39 protein-coding genes and 1 tRNA gene are annotated in these 25,189 nt (G+C 57.3%); 27 read left to right on the top strand and 13 right to left on the bottom strand.

What is annotated here, in order from left to right; genetic code table 11:
• Positions 1-75 precede the first annotated feature (75 nt).
• The 3 genes from HKD24_RS00200 to HKD24_RS00190 all read left to right on the top strand — a co-directional run bounded on the left by HKD24_RS00200 (position 76) and on the right by HKD24_RS00190 (position 2,196).
• Complete coding sequence (locus tag HKD24_RS00200; protein ID WP_228124065.1) at positions 76-1,038, top strand: alpha/beta hydrolase; 963 nt, start codon at positions 76-78, stop codon at positions 1,036-1,038.
• A gap of 87 nt (positions 1,039-1,125) precedes the next feature.
• A tRNA-Arg gene (locus tag HKD24_RS00195) sits at positions 1,126-1,202 on the top strand.
• A 340-nt stretch (positions 1,203-1,542) separates the two neighbouring features.
• Positions 1,543-2,196 (top strand): sce7726 family protein, encoded by a 654-nt coding sequence (locus tag HKD24_RS00190; RefSeq protein WP_194258489.1) that lies wholly within the window; start codon positions 1,543-1,545, stop codon positions 2,194-2,196.
• Here the strand turns inward: HKD24_RS00190 and HKD24_RS00185 are convergent.
• The 10 genes from HKD24_RS00185 to HKD24_RS00140 all read right to left on the bottom strand — a co-directional run bounded on the left by HKD24_RS00185 (position 2,145) and on the right by HKD24_RS00140 (position 7,151).
• On the bottom strand, positions 2,145-3,203 hold the full coding sequence (locus HKD24_RS00185) for a beta family protein (protein ID WP_194258488.1): 1,059 nt from the start codon (positions 3,201-3,203) through the stop codon (positions 2,145-2,147). The two genes, HKD24_RS00190 and HKD24_RS00185, sit on opposite strands and share 52 nt — an antisense overlap.
• 15 nt (positions 3,204-3,218) lie before the next feature.
• A complete protein-coding gene (locus HKD24_RS00180) occupies positions 3,219-3,704 on the bottom strand; it encodes an ImmA/IrrE family metallo-endopeptidase (RefSeq protein ID WP_194258487.1) in 486 nt (161 codons plus the stop codon).
• Entirely contained in the window at positions 3,701-4,042 is a 342-nt protein-coding gene (locus tag HKD24_RS00175) for a hypothetical protein (protein ID WP_194258486.1), read from the bottom strand. Before HKD24_RS00175 ends, HKD24_RS00180 begins: the two co-directional genes overlap by 4 nt.
• 124 nt (positions 4,043-4,166) lie before the next feature.
• Positions 4,167-5,213 (bottom strand): site-specific integrase, encoded by a 1,047-nt coding sequence (locus tag HKD24_RS15215; protein WP_228124064.1) that lies wholly within the window; start codon positions 5,211-5,213, stop codon positions 4,167-4,169.
• Positions 5,195-5,434: a MerR family transcriptional regulator gene (locus HKD24_RS00165; RefSeq protein ID WP_194258485.1), complete on the bottom strand. Its 240-nt coding sequence runs from the start codon at positions 5,432-5,434 to the stop codon at positions 5,195-5,197. The genes HKD24_RS15215 and HKD24_RS00165 overlap by 19 nt, the downstream gene beginning before the upstream one ends.
• A 169-nt stretch (positions 5,435-5,603) precedes the next feature.
• A complete protein-coding gene (locus HKD24_RS00160) occupies positions 5,604-5,852 on the bottom strand; it encodes a hypothetical protein (RefSeq protein ID WP_228124063.1) in 249 nt (82 codons plus the stop codon).
• The gene (locus HKD24_RS00155) at positions 5,849-5,986 is read right to left on the bottom strand and encodes a hypothetical protein (RefSeq protein ID WP_194258484.1); all 138 of its coding nucleotides are present in this window, start codon (positions 5,984-5,986) and stop codon (positions 5,849-5,851) included. The genes HKD24_RS00160 and HKD24_RS00155 overlap by 4 nt, the downstream gene beginning before the upstream one ends.
• Positions 5,976-6,368, bottom strand: a complete 393-nt coding sequence (locus HKD24_RS00150; protein ID WP_194258483.1) for a hypothetical protein — start codon at positions 6,366-6,368, stop codon at positions 5,976-5,978. The genes HKD24_RS00155 and HKD24_RS00150 overlap by 11 nt, the downstream gene beginning before the upstream one ends.
• On the bottom strand, positions 6,365-6,700 hold the full coding sequence (locus tag HKD24_RS00145; protein WP_194258482.1) for a hypothetical protein: 336 nt from the start codon (positions 6,698-6,700) through the stop codon (positions 6,365-6,367). The genes HKD24_RS00150 and HKD24_RS00145 overlap by 4 nt, the downstream gene beginning before the upstream one ends.
• 85 nt (positions 6,701-6,785) lie before the next feature.
• Positions 6,786-7,151, bottom strand: coding sequence for a helix-turn-helix domain-containing protein (locus HKD24_RS00140; protein ID WP_194258481.1), 366 nt, complete (start codon positions 7,149-7,151; stop codon positions 6,786-6,788).
• Positions 7,152-7,231: 80 nt separating this feature from the next.
• Between HKD24_RS00140 and HKD24_RS00135 the strand changes: the two genes are divergently transcribed.
• Entirely contained in the window at positions 7,232-7,432 is a 201-nt protein-coding gene (locus HKD24_RS00135) for a helix-turn-helix domain-containing protein (protein ID WP_194258480.1), read from the top strand.
• Positions 7,429-7,854, top strand: coding sequence for a hypothetical protein (locus HKD24_RS00130; RefSeq protein ID WP_194258479.1), 426 nt, complete (start codon positions 7,429-7,431; stop codon positions 7,852-7,854). The genes HKD24_RS00135 and HKD24_RS00130 overlap by 4 nt, the downstream gene beginning before the upstream one ends.
• Here the strand turns inward: HKD24_RS00130 and HKD24_RS00125 are convergent.
• Positions 7,826-8,107 (bottom strand): hypothetical protein, encoded by a 282-nt coding sequence (locus HKD24_RS00125; RefSeq protein ID WP_194258478.1) that lies wholly within the window; start codon positions 8,105-8,107, stop codon positions 7,826-7,828. The genes HKD24_RS00130 and HKD24_RS00125 overlap by 29 nt on opposite strands.
• A 90-nt stretch (positions 8,108-8,197) precedes the next feature.
• On the opposite strand from HKD24_RS00125, the gene HKD24_RS00120 reads away from it, so the two are divergent.
• The 9 genes from HKD24_RS00120 (at position 8,198) to HKD24_RS00080 (ending at position 13,535) form a co-directional block, all read left to right on the top strand.
• Positions 8,198-8,647, top strand: coding sequence for a phage regulatory CII family protein (locus tag HKD24_RS00120; protein WP_194258477.1), 450 nt, complete (start codon positions 8,198-8,200; stop codon positions 8,645-8,647).
• Positions 8,644-9,855, top strand: coding sequence for a hypothetical protein (locus tag HKD24_RS00115; RefSeq protein ID WP_194258476.1), 1,212 nt, complete (start codon positions 8,644-8,646; stop codon positions 9,853-9,855). The genes HKD24_RS00120 and HKD24_RS00115 overlap by 4 nt, the downstream gene beginning before the upstream one ends.
• Positions 9,852-10,391, top strand: coding sequence for a TRM11 family methyltransferase (locus HKD24_RS00110; RefSeq protein ID WP_194258475.1), 540 nt, complete (start codon positions 9,852-9,854; stop codon positions 10,389-10,391). The genes HKD24_RS00115 and HKD24_RS00110 overlap by 4 nt, the downstream gene beginning before the upstream one ends.
• 3 nt (positions 10,392-10,394) lie before the next feature.
• On the top strand, positions 10,395-10,604 hold the full coding sequence (locus HKD24_RS00105) for a hypothetical protein (protein ID WP_194258474.1): 210 nt from the start codon (positions 10,395-10,397) through the stop codon (positions 10,602-10,604).
• Between the two features lie 12 nt (positions 10,605-10,616).
• Positions 10,617-11,117: a hypothetical protein gene (locus HKD24_RS00100; protein ID WP_194258473.1), complete on the top strand. Its 501-nt coding sequence runs from the start codon at positions 10,617-10,619 to the stop codon at positions 11,115-11,117.
• A 122-nt stretch (positions 11,118-11,239) separates the two neighbouring features.
• A complete protein-coding gene (locus tag HKD24_RS00095) occupies positions 11,240-11,653 on the top strand; it encodes a hypothetical protein (RefSeq protein WP_228124062.1) in 414 nt (137 codons plus the stop codon).
• A 182-nt stretch (positions 11,654-11,835) separates the two neighbouring features.
• The gene (locus tag HKD24_RS00090; RefSeq protein WP_194258471.1) at positions 11,836-12,687 is read left to right on the top strand and encodes a tyrosine-type recombinase/integrase; all 852 of its coding nucleotides are present in this window, start codon (positions 11,836-11,838) and stop codon (positions 12,685-12,687) included.
• A 42-nt stretch (positions 12,688-12,729) separates the two neighbouring features.
• Complete coding sequence (locus tag HKD24_RS00085) at positions 12,730-12,927, top strand: hypothetical protein (RefSeq protein WP_194258470.1); 198 nt, start codon at positions 12,730-12,732, stop codon at positions 12,925-12,927.
• The gene (locus HKD24_RS00080) at positions 12,924-13,535 is read left to right on the top strand and encodes a DUF3164 family protein (protein WP_194258469.1); all 612 of its coding nucleotides are present in this window, start codon (positions 12,924-12,926) and stop codon (positions 13,533-13,535) included. Before HKD24_RS00085 ends, HKD24_RS00080 begins: the two co-directional genes overlap by 4 nt.
• Positions 13,536-13,567: 32 nt before the next feature.
• On the opposite strand, the gene HKD24_RS00075 is transcribed toward HKD24_RS00080, so the two are convergent.
• Entirely contained in the window at positions 13,568-14,191 is a 624-nt protein-coding gene (locus HKD24_RS00075; protein ID WP_194258468.1) for a BRO-N domain-containing protein, read from the bottom strand.
• Positions 14,188-14,619 (bottom strand): hypothetical protein, encoded by a 432-nt coding sequence (locus HKD24_RS00070; RefSeq protein WP_194258467.1) that lies wholly within the window; start codon positions 14,617-14,619, stop codon positions 14,188-14,190. The genes HKD24_RS00075 and HKD24_RS00070 overlap by 4 nt, the downstream gene beginning before the upstream one ends.
• Before the next feature lie 324 nt (positions 14,620-14,943).
• Between HKD24_RS00070 and HKD24_RS00065 the strand changes: the two genes are divergently transcribed.
• The 13 genes from HKD24_RS00065 to HKD24_RS00005 form a co-directional block, all read left to right on the top strand.
• Complete coding sequence (locus tag HKD24_RS00065; RefSeq protein WP_194258466.1) at positions 14,944-15,156, top strand: hypothetical protein; 213 nt, start codon at positions 14,944-14,946, stop codon at positions 15,154-15,156.
• Between the two features lie 23 nt (positions 15,157-15,179).
• A complete protein-coding gene (locus HKD24_RS00060; RefSeq protein ID WP_194258465.1) occupies positions 15,180-15,407 on the top strand; it encodes a hypothetical protein in 228 nt (75 codons plus the stop codon).
• 62 nt (positions 15,408-15,469) lie between these two features.
• Complete coding sequence (locus HKD24_RS00055; RefSeq protein ID WP_194258464.1) at positions 15,470-15,784, top strand: HNH endonuclease; 315 nt, start codon at positions 15,470-15,472, stop codon at positions 15,782-15,784.
• A gap of 189 nt (positions 15,785-15,973) precedes the next feature.
• Entirely contained in the window at positions 15,974-16,573 is a 600-nt protein-coding gene (locus tag HKD24_RS00050; protein WP_194258463.1) for a terminase, read from the top strand.
• A 196-nt stretch (positions 16,574-16,769) separates the two neighbouring features.
• Positions 16,770-18,350 (top strand): terminase large subunit, encoded by a 1,581-nt coding sequence (locus HKD24_RS00045; RefSeq protein ID WP_228124061.1) that lies wholly within the window; start codon positions 16,770-16,772, stop codon positions 18,348-18,350.
• Positions 18,347-19,669 (top strand): phage portal protein, encoded by a 1,323-nt coding sequence (locus HKD24_RS00040; RefSeq protein WP_194258461.1) that lies wholly within the window; start codon positions 18,347-18,349, stop codon positions 19,667-19,669. Before HKD24_RS00045 ends, HKD24_RS00040 begins: the two co-directional genes overlap by 4 nt.
• The gene (locus HKD24_RS00035; protein ID WP_194258460.1) at positions 19,662-20,480 is read left to right on the top strand and encodes an HK97 family phage prohead protease; all 819 of its coding nucleotides are present in this window, start codon (positions 19,662-19,664) and stop codon (positions 20,478-20,480) included. Before HKD24_RS00040 ends, HKD24_RS00035 begins: the two co-directional genes overlap by 8 nt.
• A 66-nt stretch (positions 20,481-20,546) precedes the next feature.
• On the top strand, positions 20,547-21,767 hold the full coding sequence (locus HKD24_RS00030; RefSeq protein ID WP_194258459.1) for a phage major capsid protein: 1,221 nt from the start codon (positions 20,547-20,549) through the stop codon (positions 21,765-21,767).
• Between the two features lie 20 nt (positions 21,768-21,787).
• Positions 21,788-22,444, top strand: a complete 657-nt coding sequence (locus HKD24_RS00025) for a phage gp6-like head-tail connector protein (RefSeq protein ID WP_194258458.1) — start codon at positions 21,788-21,790, stop codon at positions 22,442-22,444.
• The gene (locus tag HKD24_RS00020; protein ID WP_194258457.1) at positions 22,444-22,770 is read left to right on the top strand and encodes a hypothetical protein; all 327 of its coding nucleotides are present in this window, start codon (positions 22,444-22,446) and stop codon (positions 22,768-22,770) included. The genes HKD24_RS00025 and HKD24_RS00020 overlap by 1 nt, the downstream gene beginning before the upstream one ends.
• Entirely contained in the window at positions 22,767-23,189 is a 423-nt protein-coding gene (locus tag HKD24_RS00015) for a hypothetical protein (protein WP_194258456.1), read from the top strand. The genes HKD24_RS00020 and HKD24_RS00015 overlap by 4 nt, the downstream gene beginning before the upstream one ends.
• Before the next feature lie 59 nt (positions 23,190-23,248).
• Positions 23,249-24,253, top strand: coding sequence for a phage tail tube protein (locus HKD24_RS00010; protein WP_194258455.1), 1,005 nt, complete (start codon positions 23,249-23,251; stop codon positions 24,251-24,253).
• Between the two features lie 9 nt (positions 24,254-24,262).
• On the top strand, positions 24,263-25,189 hold a 927-nt coding region (locus HKD24_RS00005; RefSeq protein ID WP_194258454.1), incomplete at its 3' end, for a hypothetical protein.

Raw genomic sequence — 25,189 nt, 5'->3', positions numbered from 1 at the left:
ATGATAGGCCCATTCCCCTCCATTTCAAACTGCCTCGCACGTCTTTCCTTCGGACTGGCCTGCCTAACGGGACTCATGGTTCTGCTTGGAGGTTGCACGGCGCCACATATGCCGGACCTGCACCCGACAGCTCAGGAAACGGCCCTCATTCCTCCGACCCTCACCCTCACCATGTCGGACGGGGCCCATATTCCGCTGCGACTGTATCCCGCAGACATCCCCGAACCCCGAGGCATTATCCTTGCCTTGCATGGATATGGAGACAGCCGGGACGCCTTCGAATTCGCTGCCCCGACATTCACTTCCGCAGGCTTTACGCTCGCCGCGCCGGACATTCGCGGCTTCGGACAGACAGCGGAGCGGGGAAGCTGGGCCGGTAGGGCAAGAATGGTGCAGGATGCACGTGAAGAGGTTCTGTGGTTGCGTGCCCACTATCCGGGCATTCCTGTCCACGTCATGGGGGAAAGCATGGGAGGCGCGATCGCCCTGCTCCTTGATGCATCAGATGCACCCGGCATCAGCAGCACGATCCTGCTTGCTCCCGCTGCCCTGGATATTGGCCAGCCCTGGGAAGCCATCATGGGCGGCATGGACCTGCTCGCCCCCTACTGGAAACTTGATGGCTCCGCCGTACCCGGCCACCGGGTTGCAAGCGACAATCTCAAGGCGCTGCGGCGGCTGTATTTCGATCCCCTCACCCTGCACAATTCGACGATCCATCCGCTCTACGGTCTGACTCTTCTAATGCGGGCCGCCTACGATTCCGCACCGAAAGCCCGTCTGCCGCTGCTCATTATTTTCGGCGGGAGGGACCAGTTTGTCCTGCCACCTTTCACGGCCCGCCTGCTCCGGAAACTTCCCAAAGGAACCCGGATCGACGAACTGCCCGGCGCCCATCATCTTCTCAGCCGGGACCGACGGGGCGCAGCACAGGACGCTGTCGCCTGGTTGACAGATCCCGGCCAGTTCCTTCCCTCAGGGGGCGATATCGCTGCGGCCGCATGGCAGGCCACGGCCCAGACACAGGTTTTTCCGTAACCTGTCCCGGACCGGAAAACAGCCTGACCGAACTTTCAAAAAAGAGGGCTGGCAATCTTGCGCCGAAGCAGTTATCTGAGGACACATGGACCTGTAGCTCAGCTGGATAGAGCGTTGCCCTCCGAAGGCAAAGGTCACGCGTTCGAATCGCGTCAGGTCCACCACCAATCTCAAAAATCGCTATCTTCCGCCAGTTTTTCGGCAGGTTTGACACCTTCCTGGACGAGTTTGACATTCGGCCTCAAACTTTACTGCTGCAAGAAAACCTACAGCAGGCCAGCTCAAGGTTTATATTTCCACCTCAGACTTGAATTTGCTTTGTGCCTCCATCCATGCGAAGCGACTGCTCTTTCAGAGACGATTGCCCTGCTCTCGTCTCGATTTGCAGGTAAACTGTATTGATAATGTTAGGCGTTGGGAGAATATGAAAGACTGGATGGAAAACCTAGTTTCTTGCATCTCTCAACTGAATGACAAACCATACCTTGTTGGTGGTGATCAGGTATGAATGAAGCAAAAGTGAAAGCAGCGCTTCTTGCTGATATCCGAAGAAAAGCAAATCGCTCCCGCGATCCTTTGGTAACGACAGAATTCACACTGGGAGACAGTGGAGTAAGAGCAGATCTAATCCACTTCTCTCGAAATTCCACAGCCTATGAAATTAAAACTGAAAGAGACAGCCTCCGTCGTCTACACGCACAAATTGCTGCTTATTCTCAGTTTTTTCCGAATGTTGTTGCCGTAATTGCCCCAAACCATCTTCCCAAAATTACTCCAGAAATGTTGGGTAGAGCTGCGCTATGGACTTACGATATAAAGGGCCGTTTTTCAGTAATTTGTAATGGAAAACCAGAGAAGATAAATCCCGACGTTCAATATAGTCTAGTTAATGAATCAAGTAAAAAATTTCCAACATTCTTAGACTATGCAAGAAACCGATATTCTCATACTAGTGAAAATTTTTGGGATTTTACTAGGGGCAGATCTATAAAGTCGTCAGATCTAAAGCTTTTAAGTCGGTTTCAAGCAGAAAGAGAGATTGCTGCGCAAATCGTTCAAGAGCGCGAAGACTATTGGAAGAAATGGTTAGAAACACAACTATATTCTCATTCTTCCCAATCTTCATCAGTATCTTCAGCCAGAGCTGGGTCATCATAAAACGTCTGACGCTGTAGATGGATATTAATTCGCGCAGCCGTGGCACGTCCAGGGCTAGATATCGCAGATGTGTCCCCTGAGGCGGTGCGCTCAATCATCTGGGTGCCCCAAACCCGCAACATAGGATTCCAAATTCCAGTTTTAACTAGAATCTGTGCTTGCTCCTCATATCCAACAAAACCTGGCTTGTCCTCTGCACGATAGAAATACCACTCATTAGGTAAGGGGTAGTCAATACGAGGAGCAGGTGTACCACCTCCGCCTCGCTTACTTTCGCAACGCGCGCTTCCTCTATCACTGTAAATCAACCTATTTTTATCCGGAAGCAGGTTAAATACCCGCCTTTCAAATATTTCCTGCTCTTCGATTCCCACAAATGTTTCTGGGAAACTGCTTCCCGATATTGAAACAAAACAGTTTGGGCATCTAAATTTTATATCTGCGATTTGAGGAGCACGTGCACTAGCCTCTACCAGATCAGTAGCGCCCGTTTTCTCCAGATCCATAACAAAAATTACACCGTGCCCACCGTCAGTCAGACGTGACACACGAGACGCCAAAACGGGCAACGCTGCAAAGGCCTGTCTTGGGACAACAAAAACGATTCCACGCCCTAAGGCATACAAAGATTCAATTTGCCGAGTTTCGTGCAACGCCTCGAGCGACAACTGCACACATGGAATGTAGTTGTCATGCTCACGCATGAAATCACACCATTCTACAAAACCATCTTCCGGTTTTCTAAGCCTATCTAGATCATGATGAACTGGCCGGGTACTTTCAGCCTCTTGAGGTCCAACCCCTATAATAATAGGGCGATTACTATAGGCATCCTCAATCCGCTGTATTACAGCATCCAATTTATGTGCAGTCGTCCATGGTCGCAGATGGACTATCGGCAAAAGAAGATTTTTAGTCTTCTCGGGAAGCTCTTCTAAAGCCCTCATTTCTGCCGGGCGCATAGATAATATGGGCAGATAATTAACTGCGCTGAAATCTCTTAGCATAAAAAAACCTATGTATTAAATTCCTAACCGAATCTTCATTGCGTCTTCGGATACACCCATAGCTTCTGACATATAAAGAATAATGTCTCCAACCCCTTTATCCTCGGCTGCCTCCCTGCATTGCTTAATAAGCCCTTCCGGCATGAGAATATCCGCAGCCAATCTATTGGCCTGCGCTTCCCTGGTATCTGATAAGCCCGACCGATACAGCACATTGTCTTTAAGACCCTCCTGAATCTGATCACGATGTAGGAGGAAATGAGCCAACTCATGCGCCACGGTAAACCGTTGTCTCTTTGGCGGATCGTGCCGATTGACACGTATTACGTACGAGTTTCCCTCAGGACGAATTTCGCCAGATATGCCAGGAGCCAGTGTCGCCGCTTTGACCGTCACCCCTAAAGCTTTAGCCAAAGCTGAAAGGCGTACCGGTGCGATCTCCTGAAAATCCTCAATGACCTGCCGCTCTGTTGGCGTTAACAATTTCCATTCAGCGCTCATTCTTCATCTCCATCCAAATCCAGTTCCCGATCCTTTTTCAGATTGCCATAGGAAAAAGAGACAGCATCTACGACCTGTTTTATGCGCTGCTCCATTCTGTCGGATCGGAACTCCTTCTCGGTCAGCTTGGAAATTTCTTGCATGATATCACCTTTAATCGAGCCGGACTCAATTTGTTCTTTCATCTCCCGCATACCGGCTTTTTCAGCAGCTTGGATCGCGTCTTGCTTAACTTGATTGAAGCCCCAAAAGGCAGCAACCGCTAGAACACCGCCAAAAATAGCGACAATTACACCAACAGCTGAGAGAAGAACGGCTGATAGATCAGCATAAGACATTCCCTCACTCTTTAAGGGAATTCCCTGCATTATTAATATGAAAATAGCTCCCAGTATTGCCGACAAAATCCCTGTAGCTAGAGTCTTCATATGCGCCCTCAAAGTACCAGCATAATTTATTTTTTCATTTTCCCTTTAAACGTAAAATTGCTGAACGTGCCAGTTCTACTTGCTCAGCCGCACGGGTGTAGCGGGCGACTTCGCTGAGGCTCCGGTGGCCTGTGATGGCGGCGATCTGGTGGGTTGTGCAGCCTGCTTCTGCGAGCCTTCGGGCTGCGGCTTTTCTCAGACCATGCGGGCTGCATCCGGGCGGCAATCCGGCTTCACGACACCAGTCGATGAACTGGTTGTAGAAATTGTTCACTGACATCGGTCGGCCTCGCTCAGTCGTCAGGAACGTCCCTGCCCCGTTTGACTGCTCACGATCCAGTTCGATGCGCAGTTGCTCATGAATAGGGATGACCAGTTCGGTGCCCGTCTTCTGCTGACGGAGATGAATACCGTTCGCACTCACGGAGCTTGGCCCCATCTTCACAACGTCGCTTCGACGCTGCCCCGTATAGAGCAGTAAAGCCAATGCCAGACGCTCTCTCGTGCCGCTTGGCCAGCGGGCTTCGTATCGGGCAATCTCATCATCTGTCCATGAATGGATGCCGTCACTTTTGATCTTCATGCGCGGAACGCCCGCCGTGGGATTGCTCTCGGCCCATCCCATATGGATGGCGTGTTCCATCAGCATGGAGAGCAGTCTCAGCATCCGGTTCGCGGTCGTCGGCGATTCGTTATACCGGCTCATGATCATCCGCACATGACGGCTCTCCATGAGCAGGACGGGATTGGCGGCGTAGTCTGCGCCTCTCATGCGTTCCAACAAGCGCCGATAAACGGCTTTCGTACTCTCTTCGAGAGTCTTGAAATGCGCGGTAGCGTACCAGGACTCAATCACGTCTCTCAGGCTGCCGGTGGGTGTCACCACCGCTGCGTCGAGCCCTCGCGGCTCCGCACCTGAAACCGCAGCCTGATAAGCAACGATGAAACCCGGATCCCGCAGATCCGGCAGCGCTATCCGCTTCTGCCCCTTCTTACGGAAATAATATCTGACCTTTCCGTGCCGATCCTTGAAACGCTGGATGTAAGGCAGCCGAAGGGTGGTCAACTCATCATGTCCCAAGGGTTGACAGAAGCTGGCAGCTCTGTTCCACCGCCAGCCTGTTGATCAATCCAGCGATCCAGGTCAGAGACCAGATATCCCCGCCGACGAGCCGACAGGGCAATCTGGCGCACATGGGGCAGAACCTGAGTTCTGAACGTCCCGACCGACATCGCCAGATAAGATGCCGCATCGCCAATATCGAGGACGCGTGGCGGCATCTGAACGATTTTCCCGCTCATGCCCGTTCTTCCGCGTCCATAGCTGCGTCGATAGCGGTGCGAAATGAAGCGCGCCAATTACCGCCTCGGACGTCCCACTCCACACCTTTGGTGGAATCATCCCATCTTGATCGGGCCCGCGCGCAGTTCTGATCAAACCAATCCAGCCGTTCCGTGTCTGTGCGCTTGCTCATGCGTAGCGGCTCCCGAAGGCTGTCATGTCCACCGATATCTTGCCGGCGAAGGATGGGGCGGTAACGGTGGCGACCAGGCGAGTGCCGAGGTAAATATCGTGGGCGCAGATTGTGCGGCGCGTGTCCTCTTTGGCGCGCTTCTCTGCGTCCCGATATTCAGCAAAGCCCTGATCACGTCGGGGATTGGGGCGCATTCCGAGCATGGTGACGCGGAAGAGATCCGGCGATCGGGATGAAGACCTCATGCTGCCTCCTTCGGGCCGAAGACCTGGAGCCAGCTGTCGGCCTTGGCGATCATGAGCACGGTGATGATTCCTGCCCCATACAGTGCGGCCACCAGACAGCACGGAAGCATCACGTCCATGACATCAGTGGACATCGCGGCCTCCTGGGAAGAGGTCCGTGCAAAAGCGCAGGAAGTTCGAGATCCGCAGATTGCGGGGCTGTGGCACTGAACGCTCGAGCAGATCTTCCAGCGTCTGCGGACCAGACGAAGCCGGCGGTTCCGGAAAGGGAACAGGATCTGCAGGGCGCGTGTCATGGAGCAGCTGCACCAGCTCCTCTTCGACCGCCTCGGCCGTCTTGGTGTAGGCCGCAGCGATGCCGGCGTTCGGCGCATCTTCTGCCCGCTGACGGGCATGGACCAGACACACGCGGCGTTCACGCGCCTTCATCTGGACTGCGACCGGGCGGTCAGACAGGAACTCGGCGAAGGACTGGTCGGTGTGACCGCGCAGAAGGGGATGAAGCTGGCGCATCATGCTGCTCCCAGGTCATGGGTCAGCTGGCGGGACGGAGCGCGGCAGCGCCATGTCGTGGCAATGTCCCGCATAGCCGTGACGAACGTCCACCGGATGCCGCTCGAGAGCATCGCGTCACGATGACAGGCCGCATAATCCGCGGACCGGTCCCAGTGATCGGCTTCGGCGAGCATGACGAAGGCAGGGACCGGAGCTGAAGACGCGACGTGCTTCAGATTTAAGAGGCTGTGAAGGCTGTCCGGCATGTTGCGGCGCAGGATGAGGTGCGCTTTCGCAACGTCGGAACTGATGACTGTGTGAGACTGGCGCGTCTCACCTGCGGGCAATGACATATCGATCTCCATCGCGTCGGTGCGATGGAGAGACTGTTAACTCCGGTAACAGCGTCAGACAAGAAAAATGTTACCGGGGTTAATATTATTTTTGTAGCGCTTCGATCATCTTGATCAAGATGTCTTGGGATTCGGGTGACAGATTCCGCGCCTTGAGGAGAATCGTCTGCTCTTGTTGGGTTTGGGCTTTGACCTCTTCTGCGGGTTCGTCACCCGTCAACAGCCATCCAATCGACTTTCCCAAAGCCTTCAAAAGCGCCGGTACACGCTCCCTCCTAGGTGATGCGCGGCCAGTCTCGTACTGTGTGATCGCATTCACTGTTACCCCTAGCATGGCCGCAAGTTTAGCTTGGGTAAACCCTAAATGTTCTCTTTGTGTTCTTATCCGTAGCCCCATCGCGATTGAGGCTGGCGTCGGCGTCTTTTTACGGCTTGGCTTTGGCGTCGTCATTCCTCTGGGATGGCAGAGGCTTAACATGCCGGCCTCTTAATTCTGTTGCCTTCATTTGTTAACCCCGGTAACAGGAATGCATGAGCGACGATATCATCATCGAGATCCGTGCCCGACGAGGAGCGGTAACTGCGATTGCCAAAAAATGTGGCATCAGCAAAGCCGCCGTCTCCAAGTGGGGAAGAGTGCCGAAATGGCACTTGGACGCCGTCTCTGAACTGACGGGATTGCCGGTAGATCAACTTCGTCCAGACCTTTTCTGCGAGACCCGTGCAGCATGAGCATCTTCCATACCCTCAAGCGTAAGCTCCGCTCATGCCGCCGTCAGCAAGATGGTGTCTTGAAGACATTTAATGAAGAACTGGAACAAGAAATCCAGAAGAGGCTGTCCTTCGTGGTCAGCGATATTCACAGTCTTATTGAGTCAAAAGTCGCGTGGCGTGCCAGCCCGACTTTCGCGGAAATAAGGGCCTACGAGAAGCTCTCGCTGGCCGATAAGATATCGCTGCTCAACTCCATGCTGGCACGTGTCCATGAGCTTAGGATGTGGCATGTGCCTATCGCCAAACTCCCGCTTCACGAGACGCAGGTAGGACCGCAGCTTTGGATGAGTGATCTTCCGAAGAGTGACGCCACACGAAATCCTTCGCGTGGCGTCAGGAAAGTCAGTTCACTTAATTCGTCAGTTCATATTGAGCAATGATGCGCTGCTTGTGTGCCTCTTGGCGATCTTTGTTTTGCTTGAGAAGGACAGTGATGCAATCCTGTGCAACTGACAAAACGCGTGCTTCTTCGTGGTGGAAATCTATTTCGGATCCAGACTGGTTCTGGACAGTCGCGGTCAGGACAAGATTATGGATGCGCGTGTCTTCGGTTGTATCGCTTAGAGCGATTTCGAAATCATATTCGTGCGGAGAGGTACGGGTAATCGAAAGAATACCGACTTCGTTCGTCATGGAATCGTCTCCTGTTGGTTGTGACAGACACAGGATGAACGATCGTGGCCGAGGGCGCGAGTCCTCGGCCACAGTGCTGGGAGAACGCGCATGACGCTGCTTTCCCGTCTCAAGACAGCGACACAGATGGCCGTCAAAGCCATTGGTGGTGTGGATCCTGCGGCCGAGGCGTCCCGCGTCAGCCGCGCCCGGATCTCGGAATATCAGAAGCGGCATAGCCCTTCGGTCATTCCTGTCGATGTTGCCGTTGCCTTGGACGAGTTCGCCCAAGAGCCGCTGATCCTAACGGTCATGGCCCAGCATCTCGGTTATGTCCTGGTGCCGATCCATGTCGGTGAAGGACATATTCCTGAAAGCATGGAGGCCGTCGCGCGGCGGTCTGGCGATACCATGGCGACTACCATGCGCATCATGGCGGATGGTGTCATCGATGACGGTGAGGCCATCGAGCTGGAAGCGGATCTCTGCAAACTCCAGACGGCCGTGAGCCACGGTCTCCGCGCCGTTCGTGCCCGTATCAAGACGGGAGGGACACCATGACGTTCCAGGTCCCTTCCACGTTCGATCGTGATGACATTCCCGCCATGGCCTTTCTGAAGGTTCTGCCAGCTGAACAGCGCGGTGTGTTTCACTCGCTGATGGACGCACTGAAATCTGCCCGTGACGTGGTGTTCCGCGTTGGTGGCCGGGCGCTGGATGATGCCCAAGTGGCGCAGCTGGCGTGCGAGAACGTCGAGGTGATGCGTCGTGTGCTGCCGGAACTCGAGCTGACACGCTTCATGCTTCGTGACGAGGATGGTGCGCTGTATAGCCCCCACCTAGTGGAGCGGCAGATCCGGCGTGCAGAACGTGCTGCGGCTCGTGCGGCGCAGCCTCGCAGGCTGGAAGAGTTCAAAGCGCGTCAGGAGGCCGGAGAATTCGCTCCTGGTGCCAGTGTGAAGGCTATGACGTCCCGCGCCAACGCGTTCAAGGGCGGACGGCCCCGCAAAGGCGAGACGAAAGAGCAGGCACGGGAGCGTCGGGAGCGTGATGAACATGAGGCCACCCAACAGCGGGAAATGCGTCTGCTGACGTCCATGCCTGGTGGACGGAATTCCGAAACCAAAAACCAAAACCAGTTTTTGGAAACGGTTTTGGTTTCCGGCGATTTAGGTTTTGAAACCGGTTTTGAGGTTTCCGTAGATCTAGAATCAGAGAAAGATATATCCCTTCTAAATTCTAAATCTACGAAACCGGCAGAAACCAAAACCGACAAACCAGTTCTGGAAATCGCAGAGAGCCTGATCTCCCAGACAGTTGCCCGCGTCCTCAAGATTGGGCGCTTGCCAGACGGTCAGGCCGGGTTCGCCAAGAGCATCTGCGGCCGTTTCCTTCGGCAGGGTGTTCCAGCCGACGTTCTGGTCGAAGCTGTGAAGCAGCATGCAGAGAAAATGGCCCTGAATGGCGATACTGCCAACAGGATGGGGGCTTTCTGTAAACCCATCGAGCGGTTCTGGGCTGATCATCAGGCCGGAGTGTCAACTGCTCCGGAACCAGAGCCCGTTTCATTGGAAGACTGGGAAGAACGGGCGGTGGCAGCGTTTACCAGGGCGCAGGGGATCTGGAACGAGGCATTCCGCGAAAAACGGGACTTCTCTGCCGTACAGCGAGCATGGCCAGATCTGGCGCAGGCTCATGGTCTGCCAGACTGCCCATACGAACGCTCTGCTTACCTGGACTGGTACCGCCCGCAGGAGCAGGCAGCATGAGGGCTTCGGGGTACGAACGGCACGCGGATGACTGGTATATCGAGCCGGCCTGGGCAGTGGATGCACTGCTTCAGGCCGAAAGGCCGTTTGACGGGCTTGTGTCAGATCCATGTTGCGGCGGCGGGAACATTCCGGATCGTCTCGAGGCACATGGCATCAAAGCCATCGGGTCAGATCGTGTGGACCGTGCTGGCGGCAAGTACGTCGTGGCTGATTTCCAAGCCGTGCTTTCCATTGTTGCGCCGGCAAGCATTGTCAGCAATCCGCCCTATGGCGTTGCCCAGACATTCGTCGAGGAAGCATTGAGGCAGACCACTGACCGGGTGGCTGTATTGCTCCGGCTTGCCTTCCTGGAGGGCGTTGCGCGTGGCGAATGGTTCAAGACCGTGCCCTTGGCCCGCGTCTGGGTGTCCAGTCGGCGCATGTCGATGCCGCCTGGAGGATCTGGCGTGAAGGCCAAGAATGGCACGGTCGCGTTCGCCTGGTTTGTTTTCGAGCATGGCCACACTGGTGCGCCTGCTGTTGGCTGGATCTGACGCATGATTTTCCGTCGCGCCCTTGCCCGCCTCACATATTCTGAATTCGACACTGTCTGCCTCGAACGCGACCAGGCGCGACAGCGCGCCGCCACCATGGAGAAGACAGTGGCGAACCAAGCCCTGGAGATTGTCACGCTCCAGGCCCGTCTAGCGCGGTTCACATCGAACCGGGACGACAACGGCCGATTTTGTAAGCGCAACCCCACATGACGTGGAATGCAAATGACTATTGCCTCTGAGGCGACTCAAGAAGTTAGAGAAGACATTGTCCCGCTTGTCGGGGCTTGGAATAACCGTTTCACCTTTACTGAACTGAACTTAGGGAAAAACAGAAAAATCGCGGTAATCCGGCGTGGTGTTGGGCTGTATAGCCTTCTCCGCAGCGGGAAGATTAAGCAGTCCCATGTTAACGTCGCTGAACAATGGGCGCGGGACTTTGAAACCGGCGTCATGGGCGCATCGGACCCAGAGCGGCGTTCAAATGGGCAGGGAACGCTGGAAGACATGCTTCTGGCGCGATCGGCAGCGGTGGCACGCTGTGAAGGCGTGCGGCGGACCTTGGGAAGGTATGCAGCCGACTTGCTTGTTCTCCTGGTGCTGGACGGACTATCCATCTCGAAGATCGCAGAGATTTACGGGAAGGATCGTCATGGCATGGCGGGAGCAGTCGAATTGCTTCTCGAGCAGCTGACTGATTACTACGAAGGAAAGCTAATCAGTTAAAACCTGTTGACCTGGAACAGGAACGGACAGTAAACATCTAGGCTCTACGAAGGCGTGTGACCATTGAAGGTCCACGCCTTTTTTATTGGCGTTTTCGCCTCCCTGCCAAAAGCGAATCAGAAATGCGGACACTCGCACCTGCGAGCGCAGGCGACGTGTGCCGTCGCGGCGCGCAGCACTTCCTTGTGCTTGCGGTCGAGGGGAAACGGGCACTTTGCGTGCCCGTCATCTTCAACCGCACATTCATTCACCGCGCTGACGTCTCGCTATGGGACAGCCGCCGCGAAAAATCGCTTCAGCTTTCGGGCACAACTGTCGTCCGTTGCACAGACCATCGCTGGCATCGCAACGGGTGGGATAGTCGCCTCATGCAGGCCAGCGCCGCGTCCATGCGAAAAATTGTCGACAGTTTGGTGAAGGATCTCGACGCCCAGGCGATCGAGGCCGGCAAGCCAGGATTGTATCAATCCGTCCTGGGGCGCGGTCCCAAGCTGGGTGACCGAGGGCGCAAGAAGGGTGGTTCGCCATCCGACTGACAGGCGCGAAAAGCGGCGCGATAACCCGGAGTTATCTGACAAGCCCATAAGGGCAGACTGTCAGATAACCCGCTGGAAGGGGTCAGAACCCGTCCGATAATACCTGTTATCTGACGGTTTTTCAGGGTCTCCGCAGGATCGGAAATCCTTATTATTCAACGACTTGTCGGAGAACTGGGCCAATGGCACCAGCAACGGCCGCGAAAAGGCCCCGTATCTCTGATGACGATCGCCTCGTGAATATGTGGCTTCACAACCGCTCCGCGAACACGACGCGTGCCTATCGTGCGGACGTGGATGCCTTTCGCCAGTGGGCTGACAAGCCGCTTGCGGATGTCGTGCTGGATGACCTGCAAGGCTGGTTTGACAGCCTCAAGGGATCAGACGCCACGCGCCGCCGAAAGCTGGCCTCCGTCAAATCGGCTCTGGCCTTCGGGGTCCGCGTTGGTTTTCTGGATGTGGACGTCGGCGCAGCGCTTCGCCTCGATCGTGGGCGAGATCGTCTCAGTGAGCGCATCCTAACCGAAGAGGATGTGCGGCGCGTCATCGACATGGAGGAATGCCCGCGAAAGCGGGTCGCCCTTCGCGTTTTGTATTTCATGGGTCTGCGCATCTCGGAGATGTGCAGCCTGACCTGGCGAGACATGACACGGCGTCAGCAGGGAGGCGTTGCCTCTGTGTTCGGCAAAGGGGGCAAGACACGACATGTGCTTGTTCCCGCAAAGCTGTGGAAAGAGATCGTGGCTGTGAGAGCTGACGACTGGCGTCCTGAGACGCCCGTTGTCCCCGGCCACGATGGGAGCCCGCTTCACTTGAGAGCTGCACATCGCCTCGTGAAGCGGGCGGCGAAGCGTGCCGGATTGCCAGATGCCTCGGCGCACTGGTTCCGGCACGCCCACGCATCACACGCCCTGGACAATGGCGCGCCCGCGCATGTCGTCCAGCAGACTTTGGGACATTCCGACCTGAAGACCACGACACGCTACGCCCACGTCCGCGAAGGCGACGGTGGCGGCAATTACCTGAAAGACTGACGCCTCACGAAAAGGCGGCGTCGGCCATTATTGGAGAGCAAAATGAGCACTCGATACCGACGCCGACCCGAAACGCCTGAAGAGATCCAGGCGGAGCATGTCGATTTCTGGACGCGCGTGGCCGAGCGTTACGAGCGCACGGCACAGCATGCGCGGATGCCGGGAATGAAGATCTGGGCAGCAGCTGAAGCGCGCCGCGCCCGCGCAATCGAGGCCGATCGCAAGCGAGAACAGGCATGAGCCACAACCCCGACGATTACATGAAGGATTCCGCTGGCCGTCTGGTGCCACGAGCGAACGTAAAGCCGGAGGACCTGCTCCAGGACGAGCTGGTGCGCAAGCTGTTCGAGCGCGCCCGCGCCATCCGTGAAGGCATGCGCCAGTTTCGTGAGGATGCGGACAGCGACATTCGCGCCTTTCTCGACCTTCTGGCTGATCAGTATGGAGCCAAGAAAGGTGGTGCCAAGGGCAATCTGACGCTGTCGACCTATGACGGCTGCGAGCGCGTGACCATCGCCATCAGCGACACCATCACGTTCGGCCCTGAGCTCCAGATCGCCAAGGAACTGGTGGACAGCTGCCTGACGCGCTGGACAGAAGGCGGCAACGCCAACATCCGCGCCGTCGTCACCGATGCTTTTGACGTCGGCAAGGAAGGAAAGCTGAACGTGTCCAAGATCCTTGGACTGCGCCGGCTTTCGATCGACGATGAAGAGTGGCAGCGCGCCATGCAGGCCATCACCGACGCGGTGAAGGTGAACGCATCGCGCAGCTACATCCGGTTTCACGAACGCGCATCGCCGGACAGCGCGTTCGTTCAGGTTCCCTTGGACATCGCCAAGGCATAAAAAAGGCCGGAACAGTGTCCGGCCTTTCGCAGTTAACGGCGCTTTTTCACGCTTCGGGTGATGGTGACACGTTCCTGCACAACGTCAGGCGGGGCTTGGATCGGCTGAGGACGGAAGTGGTTGGCAATGGCCTGTTCCCGCGTCATACCCTCGGTCATGCGCTGGATGTGCTCGATTTCAGCGCCCCATTGCGGCGGTTCCGGAAAGCCCATCTGCTCCCACATCCACAGGGCATCGGGTTCGCCAAAGATCTTGCGCGTTTCCTGCACCGTCGCCAGACGCTCCCGCCAGTTTTCCAATGTCCACGGTGGTGGAGCATAGGAGACCTGATCGGCCCGATAGCCGCCCGTCCGGCGGATCTGCGGCAGAACCTCGGACGTGACCCACTTCTTGAAGCGCTTGGCCGCTGCCTTTCGGCTCGTGAAGATCAGGCTGTAGAGACCGCTTTCGTTGATAGCGACTGTTTCCTGCGGACCACCAAGGGTGTCCACTACTACCGGCATCCTTTCGTCATCATCAAGACGGGTTGCTGCATCGCGGTTTTTGGAGATGCCGAGCACATTGCAGACATCGGCCAGCACCCACCACGGCTGGCCATCACGCATGACTACCCGAACGTCATGGCTTTCGAAGCTGAAGGGAACCAGATCCGTCATGCCCGTGCCTCCGTTGCAAACGTGGCAATGTCCTGAAGCAGACTGAACACGACCTGTACCTCTGGCTGTTCTGTTTCCACTTCGCAGTCTGCAATGTGATTCGGCAGGTAGATCTGGACGACTTGAGCCTTGGCCTTAATGCCGAAGATCGTTTGCGCGGATATCTGGCTGATACGACCAAGCAGATCAATTTCAAGCCAGCAGAGGCTTTCTTCTTTTTCCAGTTCGGCCAGATATGCCTGAGATCCGATAGGATACTGTGATCGGGTATCGAGTTGAGAGCGAACAGCAATGAACTCATCGCACAGACTGATAAGCTGTACGTCTGGACGTTCCATTGCTTGAACTGCACCTGTCATGGACAGCGTGGCAAGTCCGGCGAGCATCGCGCGCCGGGATGTGGTAGAGACTTGGATAGCCTTTGACATGGGGGTAGTCCCTTGTTCTGGGTTAGGGCCGGTTGGAAGTTGCCTCTTCCTTCCGGCCTGCTTTCTTGATAATCGTTATTCATGACAGAGTCAATAAACGATAATCGTAAAAAACGTGGGAGACCTGCCACAGGCACAGACCCAATGTGGGGAATTCGTTTTCCTGAAGAACAGCGTGAAGCGATCCAACACTATGCCAAGATACATAAGGTGACGAAGGCCGAAGCCGTCCGCCGCCTCATTCAGATTGCGCTCAAAGCAGACAGCGAATAGAAATCTTCTGTGACAAACCGTCACGATAAGATTCTATTGAAGAGCAATTTCATGAAGTTCAAAGCCATTGTCCCCGCGCTGTTCCTTGCATTTGCAGTATCAGCCTGCACCAGTCAGGCTGGTCCTTTCGTCACCAACATCAGCAGCGATGGACGCGGTGGCCTGAACGTCGAGAAATGCATGGTCAAGCTGGATCGCAACATCAACACGGTTGAAGCGTCCCAGTGCAACAACACCAACATCACACTTTCCCGCCCGATGTGATCTGACCAGACGGATAGAAACACATGGCTGGAATGCTTCAGATACTGACGTATCTGCTCTCCTTTTACCTTTTCATCAAAGGTATTGAGGTTCTTCAGATCGGACTGGCTTCAGGTCGGTCAAATCGTGGCTGGATGATCTTCATCGGTGTTGCCACCTTGTGTGCCTGCATCACGGCGGGTGGTTACTTCAGCTACATTCAGGATCAACAGGCACAGTCTCTGAGCCGAAATATGAACTCGCCTTCATAACCAAGCAGCACCTTCGCATTGCGTTGCGGAGCGGCTCGCTCTCATCACAATGAAAGGGTGTCATGGCACTGCTACGTTGCATCAACAGCGGGCTGACAGTGCTGGACACCAGCATTGCCCGCGAACCACCCAAGCGTGCGGACGCGTTCTATGTCTCGAAGGAATGGCGCGCCCTGATGGGCACCATCCTGAAGCAGCGTGGACGCGTCTGCGAACGCTGCGGCCGGTCTGGCTGCCGGATCTTCGGCGATCACATCGTCGAACTGAAGGATGGTGGCGCCAAGCTCGATCCGGCGAACGTCCAGCTGCTCTGCGGCTCGTGCCACACGGCCAAGACGGCGCGGGCAAAAGCGCAGCGCGCCGCGAAAAACTGGTGAAAAACGGCGGAAAACAGCCATTTTTTCTCGTTTTCGACCCAAAAGGCGACCGAAACGGTCCGGATTGAGGGGGGGCGGGTCAAATCTTCGGCCCGACCCCAGGGGTGTAACCGCGCCAGTTCCACGCGTGAAAAATTTTCCTGAAATAACGAAATGAGGTGCGCACCATCCTGCGCAGGACGGTCCAGAATGTCGAAGAAACCGCCCGCAAACTGGGAGGAGATTGCCAGCGCGTACTGCGCTGGAACGCTGTCAAACCGCCAGATTGCCAAGCAGTTCGGGATTGCCGAAAGCACCCTGCGCAAGCGCATCGCGTCCGAAGGATGGGAGAAAACAGGTGCGCAAAAGGTGCGTACTCGCGCTCCAAGAGTGCGCACCGGTGCGCACTCCGGGAAGCCTGCGCAAAAACGCCCCTCCCCGATCGTCGCGGAAGCCATTCCGGATGACATCGAGGGACGTCTGCTCTGCCTGGCAGAACGGATGACCGACGAACTGGAGCAGATCACAGCGCACCATGGTGAGCTCTCCGAAGCCATAGAAATCGAGACGATGGACGATGAAAACCCGCGCCGGCGTGAGGCAATGCAGAAAGCCATCAGCCATCCAATCCGGGCCAATTCACTCAAGACGATCGCGCAGACCGTCGCACTCCTGGGCGGCAAAGGTGCCAGCAAAAAAGGCAAGAAAGAGCAGATGAAGGATGCGGCAGAAACGGCATCCTCCGGCCGTTTCGCCCCCATGCATCAACCCAAGCTGGTGGTGAACAATGGTAAGCGACGGGACGGTTAAAGCGAGCTCACGGGCACGAAAAACTACGCTAAAACGGACCGGGGTCAGAAAAGCAGTCAAGCAGGCCGCTGCCATTGGCGCTGCCGTTGCCACGCTCACTTGGTCGACAGCCTGCCCGTCCTGGGAAAAGCGAATTGTTGCCGGTGAAAGCCTGATCCCCTGCCCGCCGCTTTTTCCTGAGGCAGCCAAGCAGGGCATGGATGTCTTCAATGCCCTGAAGCTCGTTGACGTGATGGGCGAGCCGACAATCGGTGAGTCCTGCCGGCCCTGGCTGAAGGACTTTGCGGCCTCTTTCTTCGGGTCCTACGATCCGGACACCGGCGTCCGGCACATCAACGAGTTTTTCCTGCTGGTCAGCAAGAAGAACACCAAATCGACCATCGCAGCCGGCGTCATGCTGACCCAGCTGGTGCTGAACTGGCGTCGATCGGCTGAATTTCTGATCCTGGCACCGACCAAGGAAGCGGCCGACAACGCCTTCAAACCAGCGCGGGACATGGTCCTGAATGACCCGGATCTGGACGCGATCTTCCACGTCCAGCAGTACAACCGCATCATCACCCACAGGCAGACCGGAGCGACGCTCAAAGTCGTGGCCGCTGACGGCCAGTCGGTGGTCGGCAAGAAGGCGACCGGCATTCTCGTCGATGAGCTCTGGGAGTTTGGCAAGAAGCCGACAGGCGAGAACATGCTCATGGAAGCCATGGGCGGCATTTCGTCGCGCCCTGAAGGTTTCGTGATCTATCTGACCACCCAGTCCGAAGAAGAACCGGCCGGCGTTTTCAAATCGAAGCTGGAATATGCCCGCTCCGTCCGGGACGGGAAAATCCAGAACAAGAAGTTCTTCCCGGTCATCTATGAGTTTCCGGCCGCGCTGATCGAGGCCGAGAAACACAAGGATCCGGACTACTGGTACGTCACCAACCCGAACCTTGGCCTATCGGTCGGGACCGAGTTCCTGATCAGCCAGTATGACCAGCAGAAGGAAGCTGGCGAAGGCCCGCTCCGCGTCTGGATGGCCAAGCACCTCAACGTCCAGGTCGGGCTCTCCCTGCGAGAGAAGGCCTGGGCAGGCGCGAAATACTGGGAGCAGCGAGGAGACCCCAATCTCACTCTGGAAGACGTGGTCAGCAGCTCCAGTGTCCTGGTCGTCGGCATCGATGGCGGTGGCCTGGACGACTTTCTGTCCATGGCCGTTCTGGGCTGCGATACTGAAACGGATGACTGGCTGCACTGGCAGCGCAGCTGGGTATTCCGCGACGTCCTGAAGACCCGAAAGGAGGAAGCGCCCCGCTATCTCGATTTCGAGAAACAGCAGGATCTCGTGCTGGTCGAGGTCATGCAGGACGACATCATCGAGCTGGGCGAAATCGCCGCGGATCTCAATCGGTCGGGCAAGCTGGCCCTGATCGGCCTCGATCCGGCCGGTGTAGCGGAAATTGTCTTCGAGCTGCGCCGGCAGGGGATTGAGGAAAGCCAGATCGTCGGCGTCAGCCAGGGCTGGAAGCTCACCGGACCGATCAAGACCCTCGAGCGCAAGCTGGCGGACGGGTCTTTCCACCATGGCGGCCGGCCGATCATGGCCTGGGCCGTTGGCAATGCGAAAGCCCAGGCCAAAGGCAACAACATCGAGATCACCAAGCAGCTGGCAGGCGGAAAGAAGATCGATCCCCTGATGGCGCTGTTCGATGCCGTGGCCTGCATGTCCAAAAACCCAAGCCCGCCAAAGAGCGGGCGTGTCGATGACTTCCTGAAAGGGGGAATGATTAGCGCATGAAAATGCCAAAAGCCCTCACTGGACTGCTATTCAAGGCAGCCAATGCGATGGCCGTGTCCATCACGGGGGTCAGCCTGACGGATCTGCGTCTCGGGGCATTCATGGCAGGTGGCCCGACGCATTCCGGACAACTGGTCACGGTCGACACGGCCATCCAGCTGGACACGGTCTGGGCCTGCATCCGGCTTCTGTCGGAGACCATCGCCTCGCTACCGTTGAAGCTCTACCAGCGGGAGACAGAGAACACGTCCAACGTCGCGCGCTCACATCCCCTGTTTTCGATCCTGTATGACAAGCCGAACGCGGACATGACAGGGGTCGAGTTCTGGGGCTGTATGGTCGCCTGCCTACTGGCCTGGGGGAATGCTTTTGCCCAGGTTGTGAGACGTCCGGATGGATCAGTGATTGCCCTCAATCCACTGCGGCCCGATCGCATGACAGTGCGGCGGGATCCGAACACGGGCGCTCTGATTTACACCTACGCTTGGCAGCAGCAGATCCTGACACTGTCCGAAGACGAGATTTTCCATATCAAGGGTGTCTCATTCGACGGCCTGATGGGGCTTTCGCCCATTACGGTCGGCCGGCAGAGTCTCGGCACAGCCATGGCAGCGGAAGAAACGGCCGGAAAGACCTTCCGGCATGGTCTTCAGACCCAGAATTACATCAAGGCTCCGACCTACCTGACGGATGATCAGCGCAAGCTGGCGAAAGCCTCCCTTCAGGACTACGCGGGTGCGATCAATGCGGGGAAAACGCCGCTTCTTGAAGGCGGATGGTCAGTTGAAAGCATCGGTCTGAACCCGGAGGCAGCGCAGCTGCTCCAGAGCCGCGCTTTCAATGTGCAGACCATCTGCCGGTGGTTCGGTGTTCAGCCCGTCATGATCGGCAGCATGGAGAAATCCACCGCCTGGGGCACCGGGCTGGAACAGATGAACCTCTGGTTCCTGCAATACGGACTGATGCCCTGGCTGGTTCGGATCGAACAGGCCATTTCACGCTGCCTGCTCAGCCCTGTGGATCGTCTGAGCTATTTCGCCAAGCACAATGTCGACGCCCTGCTGCGAGCCGATACGGCGGCGCGAACAGCCTTCTATATCGCGGGTCGGCAGAATGGCTGGTTCACAGCTAATGAAGTCCGGGAGAAGGAAGAAATGGCACCGATGCAGGGCGGCGACATGCTGACTGTCCAGGCGCAGATGATCCCGCTGTCGGATGTCGGAAAGTCAGCTGTGCAGCCTACGCTGAAGCCCGTTCCGGGTGGTCAGCCTTCACCAGATCCGGCTTCGTCCGGCACAACAGGAGATCCAGATGTTTGACGGTGATTTCCTCGCTGCCCCTTTTGAGGTGAAATTCGCCGATAACGGAGCGCCTGGAACCTTCGAGGGGTACGGTAGCGTCTTCGGGAACGTGGACTCACATGGCGATATCGTCATGCCTGGAGCGTTTGCGGACACGCTGGCCGAGCGCAAGGCACAGGGCCGAAACATCGCAATGCACGTCATGCACGGGTTTTACGGTGGAGACGGTCTTCCTGCCGGCGTGTGGACCGATGCCTCGGAAGACAGCAAGGGGCTGCACCTGAAAGGGCGGCTGTCCGGCATGGATACCGATTATGGCAAGCGGCTGTATGGCCTAGTTAAGGACGGCGCGCTCGGCGGTCTGTCAATCGGTTTCAATGTCCCGACAGGCGGCGCTGTAAAGGCTGTCCAGGGCAGCGGGGCGCAGCGTCAGATCAACCGGGTGAACCTCCATGAGGTCAGCCTGGTGGATGATCCTTCCAACGCTGCCTCGCGTGTCACGGACATGAAACGCCGCCTCGGAGCTTTGGGGCTGAAAACCGCCCTGACGCCTGAAAAGGCCACCGATGCGATCGCGTCTGCCATCGCCCTGCACCAGGCGGCGCTGAAAGGCGGCCATCCGCCGACGCAGGAAGAATGCGACGCCATGCTTGAGCATCTTCAGGCAGCGCATTTGGCCCTGACGGGTGCTCCGCTGGCACTGACGAAGAAAGCCCCGTTCTCGGATGACTTCCGTCGGGTGCTGGACACGCTTTCGGGACTGGGGACGTCATCTCCATCCCTGGCCGGCTTCACGCTTCCGGATCTGACCGGAGCCTCCGGCCTCTGAGCCGGCTCGACTGACCACACTGCAATGCAAGGCGCCTTCTGGTGCCTTTTTTTATGGGAAAAACGGATGCCCACCGAAAACGAATACAAACAGGCTGTTGCGGATCTCACGGCGGCGACGGACCAGGTCAAGACGTTTGCCGAGACGGCCCGGACAGAGCTGAAAAATCTTGGCGATGTCTCGCGTGAGACCAAGGCCAGTGCGGACAAGGCCCTGACCGAAATGAATGCTCTGGCGGCGCGTGTGACAGAGATGGAGCAGAAAGCTGCTCGTGGCCGTGGTCACGAGAGCCAGCCCAGCCTCTCGATCGGGCAGCGTTTCGTCCAGTCTGACGAAGTCAAGGCCGCTATGGAGCGGGGTTCCAACTGGAAGGGAACCGTCCAGATCGAGGTGAAGAACATCACGTCTGCCAGCTCGACCGGTGTTTCCGGCACGACCGGCCTCGTCGTGGCGGATCGTCAGCCGCAGATCATCCAGCAGCCGATCCGCTCGCTGGTCATCCGCGACCTGCTGATGCCTGGCAACACGGGATCCGGATCCATCGATTATGTGAAGGAAACCGGCTTCACGAACAATGCGGATTTCGTGGCGGAAAACCCAGCCAATCCCAAGCCGCAGTCTGACATCCAGTTCGCTCTGGAAACGCTGCCGGTTCGGACGATCGCGCATTTCGTCATGGCCTCAAAGCAGATCCTGGCAGATGCCCCGATGCTTCAGAGCTACATCGACGGCCGCCTGCGTTATGGCCTGGCCTTCAAGGAAGATGATGCGCTCCTGAACGGCGACGGCACCGGTGTCAGCATCAAGGGGCTGATGGCCTCTTCCGTGCCTTATGCCCAGCCGGCCGGCGTCCTGGTCAAGAATGAGACCATGATCGACCGTCTGCGTCTGGCCATGCTCCAGACGACGCTCGCTGAATACCCGGCAACGGGACACATCCTCAACCCGACGGACTGGGCCAGCATCACGCTGACGAAGGATGCGCAGCAGCGCTATGTCTTCGCCAATCCGCTGGGACTGACCGGTCCGGTCCTCTGGGGGCTTCCGGTGGCAGAAAGCCTTGCCATGGGTCAGGGCAAGTTCATGACGGGTGCGTTCCGCCTGGCAGCGCAGATCTTCGACCGCGAAGACGCAACGGTCTCCATCTCCACGGAAGACCGGGACAACTTCGTCAAGAACATGGTCACGATCCTTGCTGAAGAGCGGGCCATGCTGGCGGTCTACCGTCCGGAAGCCCTGATCAATGGCAGCTTTGCCGATCTGACGGCGGCGCCGGCTGGCGGCTGATCCAAGGACTGGAGACGATCATGACGACACTCCAGGCCAATGGGGTAGCGGATCCGCTGCCCTTCGTGGCTTTGCCTGATTTCAAGGCAGCGTTGTCGATTGCAGACAGTGACACATCCCAGGACAAAGCCCTGATAGATATGTTGTTGTCGGCATCTGCTGCTGTTGAAAGCTATATCGGGCGACAGATCACGGCCGCTGACTATACAGATCTGATCCGCATAAGACCGGGCGATCAAATGGCCTCATTTGTTCTGGATGTCCGTCCTGTTCTCTCGATCACCAGTGTGGTCAGACATGGACAGCCCCTTGTGACTCCTCCGGACGGATGGGACTTTTCGTCCTCAAGTGGAATCTTATATCCGGAGAACGGTGATGGTTCCTTATGGGGACCAGGGCGTTACCTCGTGTCTTATCGTGCTGGATGGGTCATCCCTGGAATGACCGACGCAGATGAAAAACCGCTTCCTGTCACATTGCCTGCCGATATTCGACAGGCTGTCCTCCTGACGGCACGGTCATTTTACGCAGCGCAGGATCGTGATCCGCTTCTGAAATCGGAAAGCGAACAAGGCGTGGGCTCCACGTCCTGGTCGTTGCCCGACGCCACCACAGGCGGCCTCCCCGGTAACGCGGCAGCGTTCCTGTCTCGCTATTTGTCGGCAGGGTTTTCCTGATGGGTTACAGAACAGACCGCCGTCGCCGGCAGATCCGCAAGAAAGGCCGGCTGATGACACTGTCGCGGCCAAGCGGGACCAAACCGGTCATGCTGATGGCCTATGCCGCGCCGCCTGCGACGGCGGCACTGGAATCAGGCGTATCCGTCATGCCTTTCGTGGCGGAAACCCTGAACGATGAACTGGCAGCCGCTGCATACGGACAACCCGCCAACGCGGACATCCTGACGGATGGGGGCCGTCAATACGCGCTGACAGATGCCGCACCCGTCTATGACGGCAGCGAGCTTTGCGGCTGGAAACTCATTGCAGCAGGTGGAACATGACCTCTCCCGTCGTCTGGCAGGATGCTTTTGATCGTGCCACGGCAGCCGCCACAGCACTTGGCCTGAACGTCAAGGATGCGCTTGCCCAGGACCTCGATCAGACCACAGGCTCATGGGTCAACTTCGAGGTTGCCAGCGCCTCCTCCGGACGCCTTGGCGTGGGCGAGATCGTCGATGAAGAAACCGGCCAGATCTGGCTGCACCTGATGGTGCGGCGCGGGACGGGCGCGATCGATGCCATCACGCAGCGCAAGGCTCTGTCCGTCGCATTTCGGGCCCCCGTCGCGCCGCTGCCGGCCGGCCTTTTCTATGACGAACAGGGCTTCGACCCGCCTGATGCCGACCAGACCGGCAACTGGGTCCGCTTCTCCCTGATGGTGGACTACCGCTACCAGGACATCGTCCTGCCGGCGTCCTGATCCTTCCTGAATTTCCTGACATGGCCGCCTTTGGGTGGCCTTTTTTTATGGGGTGAGAAATGCCTTTCACAGGGGCTACGGCAGGCTATCAGGCCGCCGCACAGGCGAACGATACAGCGATTTCCTATGCCCTGGAGCCGACCTATGGCGTCCAGGCTACGGGAAACTACCAGCACACCCGTTTTACGGGCGAGAACTTCAAGCCGACGGATACAACCCAGCGTCCGGATGAGATCAACGCGGCTATCGAAGCATCACAGGCTGTCCTGACGCAGACGGCGGTCGCAGGTACGCTCTCCGGTGCCCTGTCCTTTGGCACCTATGATGACATGTTCGCGGCAGTCCTTGGTGCAGACTGGAACGGCGATGCGGTCCAGAACAGCGCACTGGTCAAGACCTGGACCATCATCGAGAAGATGAATTCCAAGTGGGTGGTCCGCCCGGGAAGCTACTGCACACGGGCGCAGCTGACCTTTGCCCAGGGCAGCTTTGCATCGGTTGCCTTCGACTTCTCCTGCAAAGAAGAGGATCTGCTCGATACTGATCCGGCCACGACCTATACCGATGCTCCCACGGGCCTGGTATTTGATACGGTCGACAACTTCGTCGGCATGACGGTGAATGGCCAGGCACCGGATGGCTGCGTCAGGCAGGTCCAGATTACGCTTGACCGCGACGGGGCCGGGTCTGATTACGGTATGGGACATGCTGATGCCTGTGGCATCCGCCCGGGTCAGCTTCTGGCCTCCGGGTCCATGCAGGTCTTCTTCAAGACCTGGGATCTGTATGAACTCTGGGCCGCACGTGCGCAGGGACCGGTTGCCATTACGGTGAAAGATTCGAACGGTAACAGCTATGTCCTGACCTTCCTGAATGCGACGCTGCGCAATCCGGTCATCAATGCCGGCAGCAAGAATACCTCGATCGTGGCCACCTTCGACATCGAGGCCAACCCGCAGGCCGGCGGTGGCACGTTCCGGATAGTCCGTGCCGCAGTCGACCCGAAAAGCCTGACATTCAAACAGTCAGACGTGACGGTCGGCGGTCAGAACATCACGCCGTAAGGATCCGACATGACAGAACTCACGAAGCAGCCAGTCACCACCCTTGAAGGCGGTGACGTTCTCATGCTGGTTCGAAACGTCAACGGCATCCCCCTTCTGTTTCAGCTTCCTGCAGAACAGATCATGTCACTGTTTGCGGCGAAATACGCGACGGATACGGCAAGCAAGATCGACAGCGATTATGCGGCAACCATCGCTTCAGCCCAGAACGCTGTCTCCGGTGTCGCTTCGGATGCCTCGGCTGCCAAGGTTCTTCTGACGGCATCGCAGAGCGGTGTCTCGGTCGGAAACTTCAAGGGATACTGGGACGCTGCGGCAAACAAGCCTGCCCTTGCAGACGGCACTGGAACCGAGGGGGATCTCTACTTCGTTTCCAATGCCGGAAGCACTTCACTGGCCGGGCATGTCCAGTGGAGCGTCGGAGATGCCGCCTGGTTCACAAATGGTGCCTGGCAGTATTACGCCCGCGCCGGCTGGGCCGCAGTCGCCCAGACGATCACGTCCCTGGGCGAAATCCGTGCCGGGACAGCCCGTCTCATGTCAGGCCAGGGTAGCGATGCCTTCACGCTGACGGACAGTTATGGCTTCCTTGTCGCGCAGGTTGGCGCGGACGGATCTTACGCATCTGATCAGAGCAGCCAGCCAGCTTTCGGCCTGACCAGCGCCGGCATTTTCGCTGGCGGCGTCCGGCTCCTGCAAAGCCCGGACGACACGGTGAAGCTGCTGGACAAAACGGGCTTTCCCTTGCGACTGGATGCGCTGTCAGCACCATCTGCTACATCACCAATTCCAGTAACCAAACGGCAACCGGGATGTCTGGATGATGCAGCCGAACTGTATGCGACAGGAGACGTCTGGCAGTCCGGTGGCGAGGCGCATACCTGTCTCTATCCCAATGCGAACAGCGCCATTTGGAAAGCCGATCTTGGCGTAGCG

Origin of the sequence: Gluconobacter vitians (assembly GCF_015244565.1) — a bacterium.
Lineage (GTDB): Bacteria > Pseudomonadota > Alphaproteobacteria > Acetobacterales > Acetobacteraceae > Gluconobacter > Gluconobacter vitians.
Note: the sequence above shows the minus strand (reverse complement) of the source record. Positions and strands in the feature narration are given on the sequence as shown.